A 17,599-nucleotide genomic window follows, 5' to 3' on the forward strand; every position below is an offset into this window, starting at 1 on the left:
CCGCCGCTCACCGCAATTCGATGGGGTCGCTGTAGACGACCTCGCTGGTCTGCCCGGCGGGGGTTACCAGGGTGAATTTCACGAAGGTCCGCACGGTGACCGTCCCGAACGCGCCGGTGACGGTCAGATGCGTGTTGGACAGATCGGCATAGGCCATGGGCTGGGTCAGCGCGACCGTCGCCAAGGTCGTCGCGACGATGCCGCCGTGCCCGACCTGAAACGACGTCTGCTGGGACGGCAGCACGGTGGCCAGCGCGCCGAACTCGCCGCCGAGTTCGTAGTTCAACGGGGTTTCCGACGCACCGCCGCCGTTTTGGGATTCGCCCTGGGATTCGCCCTGCGACTGGGACTGTCCGGAGGAGGTGGTGCCAGCGATCTTCGGCTTGGCGTTTCCGGTGACCGCCACCGACGGCGAGTTGAGCGTGGCGGTGATGCCATTGGGCGCCAGCGCCACCGGGTAGCCGATTTCGTAGCCGACCTCCAGCACCGCGCTGACTATCTTGCCGTTCTTTGGCCCGTCGACCTGGCCGATGCCGATCCCGGACAGGAACGCTTCCTTGCTGAACGGATTGTTGTCCAGCGGCGGGGTGACGTTGGCGGCGGTATTCGCCTCGATGATCATGAACGCGTAGCCGTCCAGGGTGCGTTTGACCAGCTGGTGGCCGATGTGGACCGGCAAGGTCGCGGGATCGACGAACCTGGCCGACGCGGGCGTCGCGACGGCTATCGGCAAGGCCAGCGACAGCAGGCAACTACCCAGCACCATTCTGATGCTGTGCTTTCGCTGGGCGTTCAGAGGCTTCACAGCCGCACCTTCTCGCAATCCGCATCCAGCAGTCGGTACCGAACCGTCCGCGCGGAACCGGTCGGGTGGATAGTGGTGACTATCCAGCAACCTACAAGAGCTGGATTCCGAAATGCCGCATTTCGCCGGGCGGTGTCGCCAGGCTTGCGTGTACGTATACATCTACGTATAGTCGTGTTATGCCCAACAAGACGATCTATGTTGCCGATGACGATCTGCCGCTGTTCCAGCGGGCCCAGGAGCTGGTTGGCGGCAATCTCTCCGGGGCGGTGACCACGGCGCTGCGCCGGTTCATCGAATTGGAAGAGGGTCGGCAAGAAGGGTACGACGAGGTCGTTGTCCGGGTCGGTCATAACGGGGTACGGCAGGTCCGGTTCTCCGGCGCGCTGCTCTTCGAAACGAACGACGTCAACGACCATCGGATGGAACATGTCCGGGTGTTCCGCAGTCGCAAAGGCAAGTTCGTGTTGCACGCGCACTACGCCAACTGGGACGAATATCCCCAATCCGCCAACTGGATCAAGGATTTGAAGAACTGGCGGCGCATGCTCGGTGTCGGCGAGCAGGACTGGGGTGATTTCATCCTGGAGATCGTCGACTCGATCGAGGAATTGAAAGGCAAACTGCCGGACAAGGTGTACGAGCGGGTTGCCGACATCGCGAAGCGTCCGCAGATCGAGGATCTCGACATCTAGCCGAATCACGTTTCCGCACAACTGAACAGCAACTGTTCGACACGCGAAGCCGCACCGGGAACACCGGGAGCGGTGTAGATCAGTCATGCATTCATGCGCATTCACTAATGAACTTCCCTGAAAGGACCATCATGGTCAACGGCCATCGCGCACCCGCCATTTCGGTACTCGGCCTGCGCAAATCATTCGGCGAGCAGGTGGTGCTCGACGGCATCGACATCACCGTCCCCGAGGGCACGATCTACTCGCTGCTCGGCCCGAACGGCGCGGGCAAGACCACCACCGTGCAGATCCTGAGCACCCTCATCCACGCCGATGCCGGTGAAAACCGAGTAGGCGGCCACGATGTCGAGGCCGAGCGCGACGCGGTACGCAAGGCGATCGGGGTCACCGGTCAGTTCGCCGCGGTCGACGAGCTGCTCACCGGCCGGGAGAACCTGCAGCTGATGGGCGACCTGCAGCACCTGTCGCGGCGCGAAACCCGAAGGCTGGCAGCGGATCTGCTGGAACGCTTCGACCTGATCGAGGCCGCCGACAAACCCGCCTCGACCTACTCCGGCGGCATGACCCGGCGCCTGGACCTGGCGATGACGCTGGTCGGCGATCCGCGCATCATCTTCCTCGACGAGCCGACCACCGGCCTCGACCCGCGCAGCAGGCGGGTCATCTGGGAGCTCATCCGCGGCCTTGTCAACGATTACAACGTCACGGCCTTCCTCACCACCCAGTACCTGGAGGAGGCCGATTACCTGGCCGACCACATCGCGGTGCTCGACCACGGCAGGATCGTCGCGGAAGGCACCGCGGCGGAACTGAAACGCCTGGTTCCCGGTGGGCATATCCGGTTGCAGTTCGCCGACCGTACCGCGTTGTTCGCCGCCTCCGCCGCGTTGGGAGTCGCGGCACAGGTGGTCGACGATGCCGAAGCCGACGAGGACCTGACCCTCGCCGTGCCGAGCGACGGCAGCGTGACATCGCTACGGGCCCTGCTTGATCGGCTCGACTACGAGCAGATCGAGGTCGAGGGGCTCGCCGTGCACACGCCCAACCTCGACGATGTCTTCCTCACCCTCACCGGCCAGCCGACCTTCGAAAAGGAAACCGTCTGATGAGTGCCATGTCCTACGCCCTTGCCGATTCGGCAACGATGTTGCGGCGCAACCTGACTCACGCGAGGCGATATCCGAGCATGAGCGTCGGCGTCATCGTGATGCCGACGATTCTGCTGCTGATCTTCAAGTTCGTTTTCGGTGGCGCGCTCGAAAAGTCTTCCGGCGGAAACTATATCGACTATCTCGCGCCCGGCATGCTGCTGATGGTTCCGGCCTACATCACGGCGTCGGTGGCGGTGTCCATCGCGACCGACACGTCCAAGGGCATCGTGAATCGGTTCCGCACCATGGGCATCACGCAGTCGTCGATGCTGACCGGTCACGTGGTCGGCGCGCTGCTGCAGGCGATGGGCGGCATCGTGCTGATGGCCGCGGTCTCGCTGCTCATCGGGTGGCGTCCAGATGCCGACATTGTCGAATGGGTCGCCGCGTTCGCGCTGCTCAGCTTCACGATCTTCGGGCTGAACTGGCTCGCGGTCGCCCTCGGCCTGCTGTCGCCGAATCCGGAGGGCGCGAGCAACATTGTCTTCCCGATCATCATGTTGCCCTTCCTCGGCAGCGGTCTGGTCAGCACCGACACCATGCCCGTCGGCCTGCGCCAGTTCGCCGAGTACCAGCCGTTCACCCCGATCACCGAGACCGTCCGCGGTCTGCTGATGGGCACCGAGATCGGTAACAACGGCATCCTCTCGCTCGCCTGGTGCGCTGGCCTCACGATCGTCGGATTCTGCTGGGCGAACTCGATTTTCCGTCGCCAGACCGACTGAGCACGCGCGCACAATGAGGGGTACCGATCCCCCGCCGAATCCCGGCGGGGGATCGGTGTGTCGTCAGATCGTTCCGGACAGCAGCGTCTCGCCGGTCGAGGCCAACCGGATCTCGACCGCCCGGATCTGGTCCGGCGTCTTGTCGATGGTCCGATTGATCGTCAGCTCCCCGCCCGGTCCGGCGGGCCATTGATCGAGTTCGGTCTGGCTGCCGTCGGTGCCGAGGACGAACAGCTTCAGATTCCAGGTGTACTGCTGGTCACTCGGTCCGTAGCTGCAGGTCATCACGAGCCGCGTCGTGCCGCTGTCCTGCGTGATCTTGAAGCTGGCCGTCACGGGATTCGGCTTGAGCGGCTGCATACTGCGTTCCGCGACAACCTGTTCGGGGCTGGTGTTGTTCGACGAGGTGACGGTGGCGACCACCGGAACCGCGATGGCCACCGCGGCGGCGGCCGCCGCGACCGCGACACCGACCGACACCCATCGGCTCCGACGCCTGCGCTTCTCGGCCGCGTCGGCGAGCCTCGGCAGCAACCGCGGCACCGGCGGGCCTGCCTCGACCGTCGCCGAGCCGAGCTCCGCCGCAACGGCTTCGGGCAGTTCGATCATCGCGAGCGCGGTCGCGGGTTCGACCATGGCGAGCATGCCAGGCATCCCGGCCATCTCGGCAACGGCGGCCTGACAGGCGGGGCAGCCGGCCAAATGCTCTTCGTATTCCCGGCGTTCGGTCCTGGTCAGGGCGCCGAGTACATACGGCGCATCCCACGTGGTGTAGTCGTCAGCGATATCGGTCATTGGTTCGTCACCCCCATCTCCTGTAGTGCCAGCCGTAGTGCCCGCATGCCGTAGTGCATCCGGGATTTCACCGTTCCCGCCGGAATGTCGAGTTCCGCAGCGATCTGGTGGGTGGAAAGGCCCCGATAGTAGGCCCGCACGATCACCTCGCGGTGATCGGGACTGAGCCTGCCCAACGCGTCCGCGACCACCCAGCCGTCCAACGCCCGGTCGGCCTGGTCGGGCGTGGCCTGCTCGGGCGGGCTGTCGGTACGGAACTCGCGCCGGTTGCGGGCGCTGCGGTGCTCATCCACGGCGAGATTGCGTGCGACGGTGAACAGCCACGCCCGCGCCGACGTATCGGACTGGTCCAATACGTTCGGGCGTTGCCAAGCCCGTAGCAACGTTTCCTGCACGATGTCCTCGGCCCGGCCGGGATCGCGAACCAAGCCGAGCGTGTACCGCCACAACGCGGCGGCGTGTTCGTCGTACAGGACCCGCAACAACTCGGTTCGGTTGTCGGGCATTGCTCACCTCCCGCTCATCCCACGGTCCAGCAGGGGTGAACGGTTCAATAAGAGCGCGCATCTCAATTTCGTTCGAGTTCGATCGGGTGAGTGGCAAGCAGCGACAGTGGCAGCGGCTGGCGGCGAAGCACGTGCGCCCACAGATCGGCGCGGCCGGTGCTGATCGGGTCGGACGGCAACGCGGACAGCACGATCCAGTCGTCGTTCTCCAGCTCGCCCTCCAGTTGCCCGAAGGTCCAGCCCGCGTAACCGGCGAAAATGCGGATGCCCTCGACCAGCTGCCCGATCTCGTCCGGGTCGGCGTCCAGGTCGACGAGCACCACGCGGCCGTCGATCCGGCGTAGGCCGGGGATGCCGTCGATGCTCGCGCCGACGCGGACGGTGCCGAGGCATAGCGCCGCGTCCCGCTTGACCGGGCCGCCGATGAACAGGGTGCGCGGCGCGGCCGCCACCTCGGTCCAACGGGGCAGCACGTCGTGCACGGCCGTATCGCTCGGCCGGTTCAGCACCACGCCGAGGCTGCCCGCCTCGTTGTGCTCGATGATGTAGACAACGGTGCGCCGGAAGGTAGGTTCGGCCAGTTCGGTCGCCGACACCAGCAGGGTGCCGGCGCGCACCACCTGCTCGCCGTGCCGGTAATCGCGCCGCTTGCGGTCGCCGTGCCCGCCGCGAGTTTTCCGATCATCCGGGTCGTCTGCGCGTGCCACTCGGACATCATCGCAGTTGTTTCGGCGATATGCGCTTCTGCTGGCCAGTTCGGTGTCGTGAATTTGCGTCGGGGCCCGCTGCTCGGCGCTTGCGGGCGTCGTAGAGTCCGTGTCATGGAACCTCCCGAGGTGCGCCTCGAGAACAGCGACACCGTGTACGACTTCTATCTCGACCATCGTCAGAATCGGCCGAAGGCCTGGGGCGCGTACGCCATTCTGGGTCGTCGTTACTATCCCCGCGTCTCCTACGCCGAGGGTGCGCAGGCCGGTTTGCGTACGGCTATTCGGCAGGGTCGACCGCTGTTGATCTCGATCAATCATCTTTCCGAGAACGATCCGTACACGGTCGCGGCCGCGGCGTGGCGCAGCGCGTTGCGTCCGGTGATCGGCCGGGTGCGGGTGCTGGCCAAGGACGAGCTGTTCGAGGAGCCCGACCAGCGGCGCAAGATCGACATGATGGGCGGGATCCCGGTGTTCCGCGGCAAGGACCACGGCATTCGGGCCGTCAACGCGGCTGGTCAGCGCATGATGGACATTTGCGCGCAGCGGATAGCGCGCGGTGACGGTGTCGCGGTGTTTCCCGAGGGCACCTGCAACGAGGTCGACCCGGCCCAGGTGCAGCCGGTCGGTAGCGGCATCGGGCACATCGCGTTTCGCGCGATGAAGCTCGGCGTCGAGCCGGTGCTGGTGTCGATGGGCCTGAGTTATGGGCCGCGGTGCGATCCGGCGGTGCAGCCGAACAAGGAGGAGGCCAAGTCGGCCAGCTTCTACTTCGGCGTGCCGATCACCGAATTGCCGCCAAAGCCCGGCGATATCGCGCGGCTGGTACGCACCGATCTGCAGCAGGCACTGGACGGGGCGATCGCCGCCTACTGAGGCAGGTTCAGACTGTCGCGCGCCCAGTGCGGGACCATCACCAGGTATTCGGGTCTGGTCTCGATGAAATGGTGCACCATCCGGCACATCGGCAGCGCGCCGAGCTTGTCCTCGGCGGTGCTGTTCAATGCCGCCTCGACCAGTACCCGGCCGTAGCCCTGGCCCTCGTAGCGGGGGTAGATCTCGGTGTGCACGAACGCGCGTTCGGACTGGGTGTCCTGATATTCGACGTACCCGGCGTTGTCACCGTCGACATAGAGCTCGAAGCGTTCCAGAGCGGTGTTGATACGGACCTCCGTCGACATGGCTCGACGCTACTCCCGTGCGACGTCATCCGCGCATTCCGCGACACCTACCGAGGGGTCGTGTTCGGGCTGGGGACGGGCGCCTGACCGGCGGAATCCGGCGCTCGACTTGTCTGTCGTCGCACGCGTGCGCAGAATGCTCATGATCGGGGTCGCGCCCGCACGCGTGGCGGCGGCCCGTGGAGGTTCGAAACATGATGAAGGTACGGCTATTTTCGCGGGCCGCGGCTGCCATGGCCGTCTGCCTGCTCGGGGGATCGATCGTGTCCGGCCTTGCCGACGCGGCGCCGTCGTTCGGTGCCTGCCCCGACGGCTCGGTGGTCGCGGGGCATGGCGTGCAGTGTGCTGTCGTCGAGGTGCCGAGGAATTACGCCGATCCGGACGGGCCGAAGATCCAGGTGACCGTCAGCCGGATCGCGGCGACCGGGCAGCGGCGCGGCGTCATCTTCGCCAACCCGGGCGGGCCCGGCGCGGACGGGCTCGACTTCTGGGGCCTGCGGACCGATGTGCTGCCCGCCGAACTGAACGCGCACTACGACCGGATCGCGGTGCAGCCGCGCGGATTGCGCTGGGCCACCCCGTTGACCTGCGGAACCGAGGACAGCACGCAGGTATCGCTCGGCGGCGGCGACCGCACCGCCATCAAGAAGGCGTGCGACGCCACCCAGCCCGGCTACCTCGACACCATCACCACCGAGACCACCGCCCGCGATATGGACGCGGTACGCGCCGCACTCGGGCTGGAGCGGATCAGCTACCTCGGCACCTCGTACGGCACCTATCTCGGCGCGGTGTACGCCTCGCTGTTTCCCGACCGGGTCGAGCGAATGGTGTTGGACTCCAACGTCAATCCGGACTGGGTGTGGACCGAGGAGTTCGCCCAGCAGCAGCTCGCGGGCAAGCAGCGGCTCGACGACCTGTTCGCCTGGATCGCCGAGCACAGCGACGACTACCACCTCGGCGATACGGCTTTGCAGGTCTATCAGAACTGGGTGCGCTTGGCGGTCGATCAGGGTGGCGGCTGGTACGCCAATCTGACGCCGCCGCCCGCCAGCCTCGCCGACCTGCCCGGATCGTTGCCGGAGCCGCTCGCCGAGATCGCTCGCGACGGTTACAGCGGTGGTGTCGAGCAGACCGGCAAACTTCAGAATCTGTTGCGTACCTTGATTTCCGGCGGTGCCACCGCGCAGGGGCCGCTGCTCGGCGCCACCTCGGTCGCCAGCTATACCCGCACCTACTGGCCGATCTTCGCGCGTGCGATGGCCGACGCTGTCGCCAATCCGGCGAATGTGCAACGCCTGCGCACCATCGAGGGCGCCACCTCCACCAACCTCACCGGTCAGTTCGTCTTCGCCGCGATCACCTGCAACGAGAACGCTATTCCCGGTCGGCTCGACGTGATCGGTTCCGCGGTCGCGACCATCGCCTCGGGTGGTAATGCCATGGACGCGCGTGCTGACCTTGTTCGGTCCGGAATGGCTTGTGGGACATGGAAACCCGTTACGACACCGGTTCGGATCTCCGGTGTCGGGCTCGGTACGCCGCCACTGATTTTGCAGAGTCGTCACGATGCGCTCACCAAATATGAAGGGGGACTGGCGATGGCGCATGCGCTGAACGGTTCTCTGATCACCGTCGAAGGTGGAGATCACGGGAACTTCGGTCGTGGCAATCGGGTGGTCGATGATGCGGTGATGACCTACCTCGGCACCGGGCAGGTCACCATCACGCAGGCTGCGGAGGCGCCGCTGCCGGTGCGTTGATGCGCCCGTGCAAGGTGTTCTGAAATGGCTCTCGCACTGCGTGATTCAGGCTTGCGAAGCAGGCAGTGCGAGAGTTCATGACAGGACGTCATCCTGATTACAGGCCGCCGGCCTGGAGCGCTTCGAGCGCGTTGAGTACCAGGTACAGCGGACCGTACAGTGCGGTCGCCAGCGGATCGCCGTTGCGCTGACCGCTCAGAATCCAGTCGAAATTCAACGAGCCCATAGCATTTCCTCCATATGTTGGTCGTGAAAGGGATGTCTCGCGCTGACGTGCGCAGCTCGTCCTACTTCTTCTGCTTCGCCTTCTTCGCCGGGATCTCGCAGGTCTTCTTCGTGCCCTTGGCGTTGCAGATGTCTTTCTTGCCAACGCCGCCGATAACCGTGCCCTTGTTCACCCCGGTGACGGTGATCTTGTCGTTGCCGCCTTCACCGTTGACCGAGGCCTGTTTACTGTTGATGTTGGTCACGGTGATCACGTCGGCCAGTGGTCCGCCGCGAACCTTGGCCTGCCCATTGACATCGCCGACCTTGATGACGTCCCGGCCCTTGACCGGGGCGCCCGGGTAGCCGTCGCCCCACACTTCGCCCATCTTGCCGACGGTCCCGACGGTGATCTTGTCGTCGCCGTCCCCGCCAATGGCCCTGCCCGCATGCCACTTCAGCTCGTCGGGCGCACCGTGCACGACGTCCTCCGGGCCGTTCAGGCTCTTGACGTCGATCGTGTCGTTACCTTCGTCGCCGGACGCACTGCCCATATTGCCGATCAGCTCTACGGTGATGGTGTCGTTACCTGGTCCACCGTCGGCGGAAGCGACGGCGAAACCGGGCGCGGCGGACATGTCGTCCGGTCCGTTGATATTGGTGACCTTGATAACGTCGTCACCCTCTTCGCCCTCCAAAGCCGTTGCACCCCAGAGTGACCTGGCAGTCATCGTGTCATTTCCGGGGCCGCCACGGAATTTCGCAAGACTCTTGATGGGGCCCTTGGTCGCTACGAACGTGTCGTCGCCATCGTTGCCTTCGACATATCCGCCGTTCATGCCGTCGATAGTCAGGGTGTCCGGTCCGGGGCCGCCGGACACCAGGCCGAACCCGTCGACATTGCCCACATGGATGGTGTCGTTGCCCGCGCCGCCGTAGACGCCATCGGCGGTCTCCAGATTGTCGAAGCTGGCGCCGGTCGCGACCGAACCGACGTCGATGATGTCGTCGCCGTCCCCGCCGTCGACTCGACCGGCGATAACCTCCAGACTCTTGTCCGCATGTTCCGGATCGTTCTTGACATAGCCGAGGGTGCCGACCGTGATCTTGTCGTTGCCGGGCCCGCCGATGACCTTGCCCTGCTCGCTCACGTTGCCAAGCGGGATATCGTTCCCGATCTTGTTCTGGCACGCTTGATCCCGAGCACCTCCGCCGATGAGGATGGTGTCGTCGCCGGCACCGCCATCCACCTCACCACCTTTCTCGGAAGTCGCGCCGACATCGCCCGTACAAACGAACACACCGACGTCGTAGACGCTGATGTTGTCGTTTCCCGCGCCACCGCGGACGGCCGCGCCCTTCGGCACGTCGCCCTTGATCACGATCGTGTCGTCGCCATCTGTGCCCATGACGACATCACCATCTTTCAAGCTGCCGCAGGTGATGGTGTTTCCCTTGTGCTCGCATCCCGCGGGCAGGGCCGGATCAGCCTGTGCCGGAACCGGTCCTGCCGCCAACGTGAGCACAGCAAGCGCAGGCACATATGCCCATCGCAGAGATGCGTATCTTGAAACGCGCATACCGGAGAGCCCCTATTTCTCGGTCGAATCGTTCTCGTGAAACAACCTGGTCATCGAGCGCGCCCTGTGCGCGAAAGTCATTCGCCGGATGGGAGATTGGAATCTTCGTCGGCAACATCCCCTGCGTTCGCCTCGGCGTCGGACGTCGCGTCCAAGGGCGCCTGGTCGGGTGACATATCCTCGGGCATATCGTCTGCGGTCGCATCGTCTGCTGGCGCACCGTCTTCGGTCGGCGCACCCTCCTTGTCGGCGACCGTGCCGGGTGCGACTCCGCCCTGCGGTACATCCGCACAGGAATCGGTGACACATACCGCGGGCAATGCCGCGGCCTGCGCTGCCGGTATCGCCGTCAACGCGAACACGGCCAACGCGGGCACATACAACCATCGGACAGCTGCGTACTTCGAAACGCGCATACCAAAGATCCCCTATTTCTCGGTCGAATCATCCTCGTGTGCAAAGCCCGTCACGGAACCCGCACGAATGCGCGCTTATTGGGGGCGCTTACCCCGCATCGTGGTATTACGGTGTTGAATTGGTGTCGAGCAGCAAGCGGCGGACCTCAACGCAGGCGTCCCCCACAGTGGAACGCGGGACAACGCGCGCCCTCCGACAGCTCATACATCCAACTGGAAACACCACCTGTATTCGTGGCGGACCGCATCAGAGATGGGTGCGATCTCGGCGAGTCGCGTCGGATGTGGTTGAGGGCGAGTTCAACCGTTGAACACCTGTCCTCTTGTCTGGCAGGGTGGACGGTAACTTCTTCGCGGCATTGCCTGCCCAGTTGGCGCGGATCACACTGCAAACCATGACGACCTGGATGCCGCTGCATGGCCAGCCTTATCACCCAATTCCGTACCACCCGAATCGGATTCCCGTCGAGGACGCGCTCGCCAAGTCGGCCGCGTTCCGTGCGCGGATGGATGAGCGCCGCACGGTGCGGATGTTCTCGACCGATCCGGTGCCGGAGCAACTGGTTCTCGACGCGATCGCGGTGGCGAACACCGCGCCGTCGGGAGCGCATCAGCAGCCGTGGACCTTTGTCCTCGTCGAGGATCCCAAGGTGCGCAGCAGGATTCGCGAGGCCGCCGAGGCGGAGGAGCAGATCTCCTATAACGGCCGCCTCGGCGAGGAGTGGTTGTCCGCGCTGCGCCCGCTCGGCACCGACGAGCACAAGCCGCACCTCACCGACGCCCCTTACCTGCTTGTCGTCTTCCAGCAGCGCTTCGGCCTGCGCCAGGACGGCACCACCTACAAGCACTACTACGGCGACGAATCGGTGGGCATCGCCGTCGGCATGCTCCTTGCCGCGCTGCACATCTCCGGCCTTGCCGCGCTCACCCACACGCCGAGCCCGATGAAGTTCCTGTCCGAGGTGCTCGATCGCCCACGCAACGAAAAGGCCTTCGCCGTAATCCCGATCGGTTACCCCACCGACGATGCCGTTGTCCCCGACCTGGTCCGCAAGACAATGGACCAGGTCCTCATCCGAATCTGATCGGCCCGAACGCCTTTCGACTCTGCCGGTGCCCCTGAATTTGGGGGCAGTAATTCGGCTGCCCCACACGTAACGTTTCGACGCTGTATACCGAAAACACAGGCAACAGGAGGAGATCAATGCGAAAGACAATTACCGCCGCCGCACGTCTCGCGGCCGCAGGTGTATCGGGGCTTGCCTTCGTCGCGATTATCGGCTCCGGCACTGCTCAGGCAGCTCCGCAGGACTGCGCCGTGCAGCGCGACATTTTCGGTGCGACAGCGACGTGTCAACCAGATGGCGGCAGCAATTACGTCCTGCACCTCGACTGCTTCGGGTTGCACGGCACCGGCCCGTTCCCATTGATGGGCGTCGGTTCCTACAAGATACTCAGCTACCCGTTTACCCCGAACGGCCAGCCCGTCACGGCAGGCTGCACCGGCGCGGGCCCCGGTCTCATCGCCATAGCTACCAACGCCTACGTGGAGATCTACCGCGGCTAGTCGCCTCGGCAGGGCTGAAATCTTTGATGCCCTAACGATATTCCGCAGGGTCGGCCGAACGTGCACCAGGGCGAACGGCCGACCCAGCGGCGTTCTGTCATCGCCACGCGCAGTCGGTCAGCTCTTCGACAGCTCCGTAGCTTCTTACTGGCACTACTCGTTGGAGGCTGTGCTTGGCCCCTAGTCTTGCGCTCCTGCGCTCGCCCCGTTCTGTGTTGTCTGCCCTTTCTGGCTTTGCGCGCCTTGCTGCGATTGCGTCGCTTGTTGACCCTGCCCGGTCCCCTGCTGCACAGTTGACTGTCCCTGCCCGGCATGGCTTTGCCCCTGCGTGTTCGAGCCCTGGCCCTGCTGTTTCTGCGCAGCCACTTTCACGCATTTCTGGAAATCGGAATATTTAGCTGACTTCTCGGCGCACATGGCAACATCGTTATCAATAGCGAAAGCGGGTCCGGCCAACGCGACAGCGGCGATGCTCGTTGTCACGAATGTGCCGAGGACGGCAGAGATCTTGCGCACGGATATCTCCCAATCATTGGACTGGCCGTCACGGCCAGTGGTTCCGATGAATAGATCAACCCTTGCTATTCGGAGCCAAGCAGGTTTGGGATAGGTCCGCCGGCGGCGGCGACCAGATCCTCCGGCGCGGACAACCGCCATGCCTCGAAGACCAACTCGGCCAGTTCGTCCGCATCGATACCAGCCAGCTGGACGACCACCCAGCCGAAACCGCCTGCGGTGAACTGTTCTTCGAAGACGTCGGGCCGCTCGGCGACCAGCGCCTTCTGCTCGGACAGCATCTGCTTCAAGCCGACGGTCTCGGTGCGTGGCCAGTAGTAGCCGAACAGCTTGCCGCGCACTTTGAACGAGGTGTACTTCTCACCCTTGCTGCTTTGTACGTCGGCGAGCCCGCCGACCACCCGAAAGAACTCGTCACCATGCACAGCCACCGCGGAACCCCTCAAATGTCAGAGTCCGCAATATACCTGTGCCGACCGACCGGAACGTGCCAGCTCAGCGGGTGACGGTGGCCGAGCTGAGCACGACCTGCTGAACCGGCACGTCCTGGCCGCCCGTCTTGACCTTGCCGATCTGGTCGACGACATCATGGCCGCGCGCGACCTTGCCGAATACCGCGTAGCCCCAACCGTCTTGCCCCGGGTAGTCGAGAAACGCGTTGTCGTTGGTATTGATGAAGAACTGCGCGGAGGCCGATTGCGGATCGGACGTGCGGGCCATCGCGACGCTGTACCTGACGTTCTTCAGCCCGTTCTTGGCCTCGTTCTCGACCCTGTTCGGCGCCGGCTTCTCGTTCATCTTCGTGTCGATGCCACCACCCTGGATCATGAAGCCATCGATAACGCGGTGGAAGATCGTGCCGTCGTAGTGACCGCTGTTGACGTAGGTCAGGAAGTTGCGCACGGTCTTGGGTGCCTTTGTTTCGTCGAGTTCGAGCTCGATGTCACCCATGTTGGTTCGGAGCAGGACCTTGATCATGGTTCCCCAATTTGTGCGACAGGCTCAGTCCCGCAGTCGCCCTGACGGACTCGTGCTCCAACCGAGCTGGACACGGACCTGTGCAGCTTACCGGTGCGTGGCCGCGCGGAATCGCGTTCTGTTCTACATTGTCGATTCCGGCAGAATCGCGCCCGTCTCCAGCAAGGTCTTGAGGTTGGACAGGATGCCAGGCCAACCGCCGCTGATTGCCTCGAGGACAGTGCTTCCCGCCGGGAAACCGTCGTGTACCACAGTCAATTTCACGACCTCGTCGCCCGAGGGTTCGAGTTCGAAGGTCACCTTGGAGCGCGGCTCACGAGCCCAGTGCGCGACGTCGTCGGCCTTCATCTCGAAGGTTTCGGCGAAAGCGGGATCGAAGGTGTGCCAGGTGTAGGAGAGTTTGTTGTACGGATCCGCCTCCAGCACCACCTGTTCCGGGTCCTTGCTTGACCAATCCCGTTGATGCCACACCATTTCGGAGCCAGGCTGCCAGTCGGAATCGAAGCTCGCGCCCCAATAGCGGGCGGTGAAGGCCGGGTCGGTGAGTGCCTGCCACAGCTTTTCCGGCGTGGTCTTGATGAAGGTCGTGTAGACGAATGCGTTGTCGCTCATGGGGTTTGCCTCCAGTGCTTTCTTGAGATCGGCCAGTGCGTGAACTCGGGCACGGTCGTAGCGGGTGATCCAGCGTTCGGCGATGGCGTTGATGGGCTCGGCGTTGAGGTAATGCAGCTTTTCGCGGCCGCTGCGGCGAGTGGTGATCAGATTGGCCCCCTCCAGCACGGCGAGGTGTTTGCTGACCGACTGGCGCGCCATCTCGAGCCCCGCGCACAGCTCGCGCAGGGTCTGCCCGTTGCGCGCGTTGAGACTGTCGAGTAGCCGCCGCCGGTTGGGGTCGGCCAGCGCCTTGAAGACCTCGTCCATGCCACCTTCCGATTTATGCAGCCGTTTGGCTGCATGTCAGAGGTTAGGCAGCCGGATGGCTGCATGTCAAGAGTGAATCGATCTAGGTAAAGCATTGTCGCGGCGAAATGTAGTAGATATGCTACGAACTGATAGAAACCCGCAACGGGGGAGGGAAGCATGACACTGGGTCAGGACGTCGCGCTCGACGTCGAGAAATTGCGAATGCGATACGGCAGCACCGACGTCCTGCACGATGTGACGTTCCAAGCGCGGCACGGCGAAGTGCTGGTGCTGCTCGGGCCCAACGGTGCGGGCAAGTCGACCACCATCGAGATCCTGGAGGGCTTTCGTATGCGGTCGGCGGGCCGCGTCGAGGTGCTCGGTGTCGATCCGGCGCAGGGCGACGAGGCGTGGCGAGCGCGCATCGGCGTCGTGCTGCAATCGTGGCGCGATCACGGCAGGTGGCGGGTCAGGGAACTGCTCGACTATCTTGGCGCGTTCTACGCGCCGTACCGCACCGACGGTATCCAACGGCCTTGGGACACCGAAGAACTCATAAAAGCGGTCGGCCTCACCGAACGGGCGGGCGCCAAGATCAAGGACCTGTCCGGCGGGCAACGCCGCAGGATGGACGTGGCGATCGGCATCGTCGGCCGCCCGGAGGTGCTTTTCCTGGACGAGCCGACCGCGGGCTTCGACCCGCACGCCAGGCGGGAATTCCACGATCTGGTGCACCGGCTCGCCGACGATCAGCGGACCACCATCCTGCTCACCACCCATGACCTCGACGAAGCCGAGAAACTTGCCGATCGGATCCTGATCCTGGCCGGCGGGCGGATCATCGCCGACGGGTCGGCCGATCAACTCTCCCGCCGGATCGCCGGGGAGGCCGAGGTGAGCTGGACCAACGACGGACAGCGGTTCGTGCACGCGACCGCCGAATCGACCAAGTTCGTGCACGAACTGTTCAAACAACACGGCGACGCGATCGGCGATCTCGAGGTCCGGCGCGTCTCACTGGAGGAGACGTACATGACGCTGGTGCGCCGGTTCGAATCCGGTCAGCTCGAGTCTGACGTACACACGCTCGAGGAGGTAGGGCGATGAACCCGGTCGCGGTCGCCGTTCGCCAGGGGTGGACCAGGGGCATGATCGAGTTTCGCCAGCAACTGACCAACAGTCAGGACCTGTTCGGGTTGCTGTTCTGGCCGGTCATCATGTTGGTCACGCTGTTTTTCATGCGGCACGCGTCGTTCCAGTCGAGCGGACTGCTGCTCGGCTCCCTCGCGTTGCCGAGCGTCATCGGCATGCTGGTCGCGGTGAACGGGATGATCAACATGGGCACGCACCTCAGCCTCGACCGCGAGGACGGGACGCTGTTGCGTGCCAAGGCAACCCCGAACGGCATGGTTGGTTACCTGGTCGGCAAAATCATCCAGGTGTCCGGTTCGGTGATCATCCCCTGCGCCATCATTCTGGTCCCCGGGATGTTCATCGTCGATGGGCTCGCGCTGAATACCGTCGGGGCCTGGGCTACATTGATCGGGGTTGTCGTGCTCGGACTGCTCGCCACCCTGCCGTTCGGCGCCATTTTCGGATCGATCTTCGCTACCCCGCGCAACTTCGGCTTCGTGACGTTGCCGATCATGGGACTTGTCGCGGTGTCCGGCATCTTCTACCCGATCACGTCGATGCCCGGCGTGGTACAGGGTGTGGCCCAGGTGTTTCCGATGTATTGGCTCGGGCTCGGCATGCGCTCGGCGATGCTGCCGGACCAGGCGGTGGCCGTCGAACTGAGGCAGTCCTGGCGGCACCTGGAAACCGTTGGGGTGCTCGGTGTTTGGGCGGTGGTGGGGATACTCGTCGCGCCGGTGGTGCTGCGCAGGATGGCGCGACGCGAATCCGGTTCCACCGTCGCCGTGCGCCGCGAGAAGGCGATGCAGCGTGGCTTCTGAGGTCATCTACAACCGCATCGCGATGCTGCGCGCCGAGCGCGGCATCTCGCGGCGCGAGTTGGCGGAGGCGCTCGGTGTGCACTATCAGACGGTCGGCTATCTCGAGCGCGGCGAGTACAGCCCGAGCTTGCATCTTGCACTGCGGATTTCGTCTTACTTCGAGGTGGCGGTGGAGGTCATCTTCTCCACCGACCCCTTCCCGCGCCTCGGTTCCAGCGTCGAAACCGCTTGACTACTCCTGGTTCCCGCGCAGCAGCGCGTAGGTCGAGACCGGTTCGCCCTGCTCCTCGCTGGCGGCAACGGCCTTGCGCCAGAACGACTGTGCGGTGCGCGAGAACGTCGCGTCGACGCCGACCTCCTCGCTGGCGTCGATGATGTGCTGCGCGCCGGCGTCCATCATCTTGAGGCTCGCCAGGCTGGCCCAGCCGCCGCTCTGGTTGGCGACCGAGAACTCCTCCATGAAATAGGGGAACGCGGCGGCGGAGCGGATGGCGAACGGCACGAACTGGGCGATGCTGTGACCGGAGCGGTCGATCACCGCGGTCGCCTGATCGAACGCGAGCAACCACGGATGGAAAATGGTCAGTAGCGCCTGGTAGAAGACCTGCGCGAGACCGTCGTCCGCGCCGAGGTACTCCTGCGGGCTCAGCGGCCGCAGCAGCTCGGCGTGCGCGTCGAAGACCTCGCGCGGTCCGCTGTAGAAGATGTACGACGCGGGATGGACGATGTTGTCACCCGCCGACATGACGCCACCCGAAATGAACTGCGCGCCATGCGAACGGACCCATTGCGCACCCTTGCGCGTCTTCGCCGGGGAATCGGAGGACAGATTGGCGATCACCTTGCCGGCCAGCTGCTCGGTTGCCTGGCCGAGCACGTCGTACATGGCGGCGTAGTGGGTGAGGCTCAGCACGGTTACCTCGTTGGCGTCCAATGCGTCGGCGACCGTCGCGGCGCGCTTGGCGCCGAGTTCGACCATCGCGTCGACCTTTTCGGTGCTGCGATTCCACACGGTCACCTCGACGCCCGCGTCCAGGAAGGCCCGGACCATCGCCTGACCCATCGGCCCGAGGCCGACGACGGAGACGGAGCGGGGGGTGGTCTGTTCGGACATTGTGTGTCCCTTCGGTTCTCGATGGATGGGGTCGG

General features: G+C 64.4%; 23 protein-coding genes. 10 read left to right on the forward strand and 13 right to left on the reverse strand.

Annotation, left to right across the window (positions count from 1 at the left end; all coding sequences use genetic code 11):
* Positions 1 to 7 precede the first annotated feature (7 nt).
* Positions 8 to 805: an MspA family porin gene (locus tag OG203_RS26540; RefSeq protein ID WP_405159978.1), complete on the reverse strand. Its 798-nt coding sequence runs from the start codon at positions 803 to 805 to the stop codon at positions 8 to 10.
* 179 nt (positions 806 to 984) lie between these two features.
* Here OG203_RS26540 and OG203_RS26545 point away from each other — a divergent pair, with 179 nt between their 5' ends.
* The 3 genes from OG203_RS26545 to OG203_RS26555 all read left to right on the forward strand — a co-directional run bounded on the left by OG203_RS26545 (position 985) and on the right by OG203_RS26555 (position 3,379).
* The gene (locus OG203_RS26545; RefSeq protein ID WP_405159979.1) at positions 985 to 1,500 is read left to right on the forward strand and encodes an EXLDI protein; all 516 of its coding nucleotides are present in this window, start codon (positions 985 to 987) and stop codon (positions 1,498 to 1,500) included.
* A gap of 131 nt (positions 1,501 to 1,631) precedes the next feature.
* Complete coding sequence (locus OG203_RS26550; RefSeq protein ID WP_405159980.1) at positions 1,632 to 2,609, forward strand: ATP-binding cassette domain-containing protein; 978 nt, start codon at positions 1,632 to 1,634, stop codon at positions 2,607 to 2,609.
* On the forward strand, positions 2,609 to 3,379 hold the full coding sequence (locus tag OG203_RS26555) for an ABC transporter permease (protein ID WP_405159981.1): 771 nt from the start codon (positions 2,609 to 2,611) through the stop codon (positions 3,377 to 3,379). Before OG203_RS26550 ends, OG203_RS26555 begins: the two co-directional genes overlap by 1 nt.
* Positions 3,380 to 3,442: 63 nt before the next feature.
* Here the strand turns inward: OG203_RS26555 and OG203_RS26560 are convergent, their stop codons facing one another.
* The 3 genes from OG203_RS26560 to OG203_RS26570 form a co-directional block, all read right to left on the reverse strand.
* Positions 3,443 to 4,174, reverse strand: coding sequence for a zf-HC2 domain-containing protein (locus OG203_RS26560; protein ID WP_405159982.1), 732 nt, complete (start codon positions 4,172 to 4,174; stop codon positions 3,443 to 3,445).
* Entirely contained in the window at positions 4,171 to 4,680 is a 510-nt protein-coding gene (locus OG203_RS26565) for a sigma-70 family RNA polymerase sigma factor (protein WP_405159983.1), read from the reverse strand. The genes OG203_RS26560 and OG203_RS26565 overlap by 4 nt, the downstream gene beginning before the upstream one ends.
* 62 nt (positions 4,681 to 4,742) lie before the next feature.
* Positions 4,743 to 5,387 (reverse strand): YqgE/AlgH family protein, encoded by a 645-nt coding sequence (locus OG203_RS26570; protein ID WP_405159984.1) that lies wholly within the window; start codon positions 5,385 to 5,387, stop codon positions 4,743 to 4,745.
* A 114-nt stretch (positions 5,388 to 5,501) separates the two neighbouring features.
* Here OG203_RS26570 and OG203_RS26575 point away from each other — a divergent pair, with 114 nt between their 5' ends.
* Entirely contained in the window at positions 5,502 to 6,263 is a 762-nt protein-coding gene (locus OG203_RS26575) for a lysophospholipid acyltransferase family protein (protein WP_405159985.1), read from the forward strand.
* On the opposite strand, the gene OG203_RS26580 is transcribed toward OG203_RS26575, so the two are convergent.
* Positions 6,257 to 6,568 carry a GNAT family N-acetyltransferase gene (locus tag OG203_RS26580; protein WP_150400259.1) on the reverse strand — a complete coding sequence of 104 codons (312 nt, stop codon included), beginning with the start codon at positions 6,566 to 6,568 and terminating at the stop codon, positions 6,257 to 6,259. The two genes, OG203_RS26575 and OG203_RS26580, sit on opposite strands and share 7 nt — an antisense overlap.
* Positions 6,569 to 6,762: 194 nt before the next feature.
* On the opposite strand from OG203_RS26580, the gene OG203_RS26585 reads away from it, so the two are divergent.
* The gene (locus tag OG203_RS26585) at positions 6,763 to 8,331 is read left to right on the forward strand and encodes an alpha/beta hydrolase (protein ID WP_405159986.1); all 1,569 of its coding nucleotides are present in this window, start codon (positions 6,763 to 6,765) and stop codon (positions 8,329 to 8,331) included.
* A 97-nt stretch (positions 8,332 to 8,428) separates the two neighbouring features.
* On the opposite strand, the gene OG203_RS26590 is transcribed toward OG203_RS26585, so the two are convergent.
* From OG203_RS26590 to OG203_RS26600, 3 genes are all read right to left on the reverse strand, one after another.
* Complete coding sequence (locus OG203_RS26590) at positions 8,429 to 8,557, reverse strand: hypothetical protein (protein ID WP_405159987.1); 129 nt, start codon at positions 8,555 to 8,557, stop codon at positions 8,429 to 8,431.
* A gap of 61 nt (positions 8,558 to 8,618) precedes the next feature.
* Positions 8,619 to 10,076, reverse strand: a complete 1,458-nt coding sequence (locus tag OG203_RS26595; protein ID WP_405159988.1) for a hypothetical protein — start codon at positions 10,074 to 10,076, stop codon at positions 8,619 to 8,621.
* A gap of 116 nt (positions 10,077 to 10,192) precedes the next feature.
* Positions 10,193 to 10,531 (reverse strand): hypothetical protein, encoded by a 339-nt coding sequence (locus OG203_RS26600; RefSeq protein ID WP_405159989.1) that lies wholly within the window; start codon positions 10,529 to 10,531, stop codon positions 10,193 to 10,195.
* A 395-nt stretch (positions 10,532 to 10,926) separates the two neighbouring features.
* On the opposite strand from OG203_RS26600, the gene OG203_RS26605 reads away from it, so the two are divergent.
* Positions 10,927 to 11,616 carry a nitroreductase family protein gene (locus OG203_RS26605; protein WP_405159990.1) on the forward strand — a complete coding sequence of 230 codons (690 nt, stop codon included), beginning with the start codon at positions 10,927 to 10,929 and terminating at the stop codon, positions 11,614 to 11,616.
* 119 nt (positions 11,617 to 11,735) lie between these two features.
* Positions 11,736 to 12,098: a hypothetical protein gene (locus OG203_RS26610; protein WP_405159991.1), complete on the forward strand. Its 363-nt coding sequence runs from the start codon at positions 11,736 to 11,738 to the stop codon at positions 12,096 to 12,098.
* A 180-nt stretch (positions 12,099 to 12,278) separates the two neighbouring features.
* Here the strand turns inward: OG203_RS26610 and OG203_RS26615 are convergent, their stop codons facing one another.
* The 4 genes from OG203_RS26615 to OG203_RS26630 form a co-directional block, all read right to left on the reverse strand.
* The gene (locus tag OG203_RS26615) at positions 12,279 to 12,614 is read right to left on the reverse strand and encodes a hypothetical protein (RefSeq protein WP_405159992.1); all 336 of its coding nucleotides are present in this window, start codon (positions 12,612 to 12,614) and stop codon (positions 12,279 to 12,281) included.
* Positions 12,615 to 12,679: 65 nt separating this feature from the next.
* Positions 12,680 to 13,045, reverse strand: coding sequence for an MmcQ/YjbR family DNA-binding protein (locus OG203_RS26620; protein ID WP_405159993.1), 366 nt, complete (start codon positions 13,043 to 13,045; stop codon positions 12,680 to 12,682).
* 64 nt (positions 13,046 to 13,109) lie between these two features.
* Positions 13,110 to 13,592, reverse strand: a complete 483-nt coding sequence (locus tag OG203_RS26625) for a peptidylprolyl isomerase (protein WP_405159994.1) — start codon at positions 13,590 to 13,592, stop codon at positions 13,110 to 13,112.
* Positions 13,593 to 13,715: 123 nt separating this feature from the next.
* Positions 13,716 to 14,513 (reverse strand): ArsR/SmtB family transcription factor, encoded by a 798-nt coding sequence (locus tag OG203_RS26630; protein ID WP_405159995.1) that lies wholly within the window; start codon positions 14,511 to 14,513, stop codon positions 13,716 to 13,718.
* A 159-nt stretch (positions 14,514 to 14,672) separates the two neighbouring features.
* Between OG203_RS26630 and OG203_RS26635 the strand changes: the two genes are divergently transcribed.
* The 3 genes from OG203_RS26635 to OG203_RS26645 are packed head-to-tail and all read left to right on the forward strand — an operon-like array spanning position 14,673 to position 16,682.
* A complete protein-coding gene (locus tag OG203_RS26635) occupies positions 14,673 to 15,602 on the forward strand; it encodes an ABC transporter ATP-binding protein (RefSeq protein WP_405159996.1) in 930 nt (309 codons plus the stop codon).
* On the forward strand, positions 15,599 to 16,450 hold the full coding sequence (locus tag OG203_RS26640; RefSeq protein ID WP_405159997.1) for an ABC transporter permease: 852 nt from the start codon (positions 15,599 to 15,601) through the stop codon (positions 16,448 to 16,450). Before OG203_RS26635 ends, OG203_RS26640 begins: the two co-directional genes overlap by 4 nt.
* Positions 16,440 to 16,682: a helix-turn-helix transcriptional regulator gene (locus OG203_RS26645; RefSeq protein ID WP_405159998.1), complete on the forward strand. Its 243-nt coding sequence runs from the start codon at positions 16,440 to 16,442 to the stop codon at positions 16,680 to 16,682. Before OG203_RS26640 ends, OG203_RS26645 begins: the two co-directional genes overlap by 11 nt.
* On the opposite strand, the gene OG203_RS26650 is transcribed toward OG203_RS26645, so the two are convergent.
* Positions 16,683 to 17,564: an NAD(P)-dependent oxidoreductase gene (locus OG203_RS26650; RefSeq protein WP_405159999.1), complete on the reverse strand. Its 882-nt coding sequence runs from the start codon at positions 17,562 to 17,564 to the stop codon at positions 16,683 to 16,685. It abuts the gene before it with no gap.
* Between the last annotated feature and the right edge of the window lie 35 nt (positions 17,565 to 17,599).

Source organism: Nocardia sp. NBC_01499, from assembly GCF_045040275.1.
Classification (GTDB): domain Bacteria; phylum Actinomycetota; class Actinomycetes; order Mycobacteriales; family Mycobacteriaceae; genus Nocardia.

Excerpts from the sequence above, each read along its gene's own strand:
- OG203_RS26550 (WP_405159980.1), top strand. The coding sequence starts at position 1,632 with ATGGTCAACGGCCATCGCGCACCCGCCATTTCGGTACTCGGCCTGCGC.
- OG203_RS26560 (WP_405159982.1), bottom strand. The coding sequence starts at position 4,174 with ATGACCGATATCGCTGACGACTACACCACGTGGGATGCGCCGTATGTA.
- OG203_RS26625 (WP_405159994.1), bottom strand. The coding sequence starts at position 13,592 with ATGATCAAGGTCCTGCTCCGAACCAACATGGGTGACATCGAGCTCGAA.
- OG203_RS26585 (WP_405159986.1), top strand. The coding sequence starts at position 6,763 with ATGATGAAGGTACGGCTATTTTCGCGGGCCGCGGCTGCCATGGCCGTC.
- OG203_RS26640 (WP_405159997.1), top strand. The coding sequence starts at position 15,599 with ATGAACCCGGTCGCGGTCGCCGTTCGCCAGGGGTGGACCAGGGGCATG.
- OG203_RS26565 (WP_405159983.1), bottom strand. The coding sequence starts at position 4,680 with ATGCCCGACAACCGAACCGAGTTGTTGCGGGTCCTGTACGACGAACAC.
- OG203_RS26635 (WP_405159996.1), top strand. The coding sequence starts at position 14,673 with ATGACACTGGGTCAGGACGTCGCGCTCGACGTCGAGAAATTGCGAATG.
- OG203_RS26630 (WP_405159995.1), bottom strand. The coding sequence starts at position 14,513 with ATGGACGAGGTCTTCAAGGCGCTGGCCGACCCCAACCGGCGGCGGCTA.
- OG203_RS26610 (WP_405159991.1), top strand. The coding sequence starts at position 11,736 with ATGCGAAAGACAATTACCGCCGCCGCACGTCTCGCGGCCGCAGGTGTA.
- OG203_RS26605 (WP_405159990.1), top strand. The coding sequence starts at position 10,927 with ATGACGACCTGGATGCCGCTGCATGGCCAGCCTTATCACCCAATTCCG.
- OG203_RS26650 (WP_405159999.1), bottom strand. The coding sequence starts at position 17,564 with ATGTCCGAACAGACCACCCCCCGCTCCGTCTCCGTCGTCGGCCTCGGG.
- OG203_RS26600 (WP_405159989.1), bottom strand. The coding sequence starts at position 10,531 with ATGCGCGTTTCGAAGTACGCAGCTGTCCGATGGTTGTATGTGCCCGCG.
- OG203_RS26545 (WP_405159979.1), top strand. The coding sequence starts at position 985 with ATGCCCAACAAGACGATCTATGTTGCCGATGACGATCTGCCGCTGTTC.
- OG203_RS26575 (WP_405159985.1), top strand. The coding sequence starts at position 5,502 with ATGGAACCTCCCGAGGTGCGCCTCGAGAACAGCGACACCGTGTACGAC.
- OG203_RS26580 (WP_150400259.1), bottom strand. The coding sequence starts at position 6,568 with ATGTCGACGGAGGTCCGTATCAACACCGCTCTGGAACGCTTCGAGCTC.
- OG203_RS26555 (WP_405159981.1), top strand. The coding sequence starts at position 2,609 with ATGAGTGCCATGTCCTACGCCCTTGCCGATTCGGCAACGATGTTGCGG.
- OG203_RS26590 (WP_405159987.1), bottom strand. The coding sequence starts at position 8,557 with ATGGGCTCGTTGAATTTCGACTGGATTCTGAGCGGTCAGCGCAACGGC.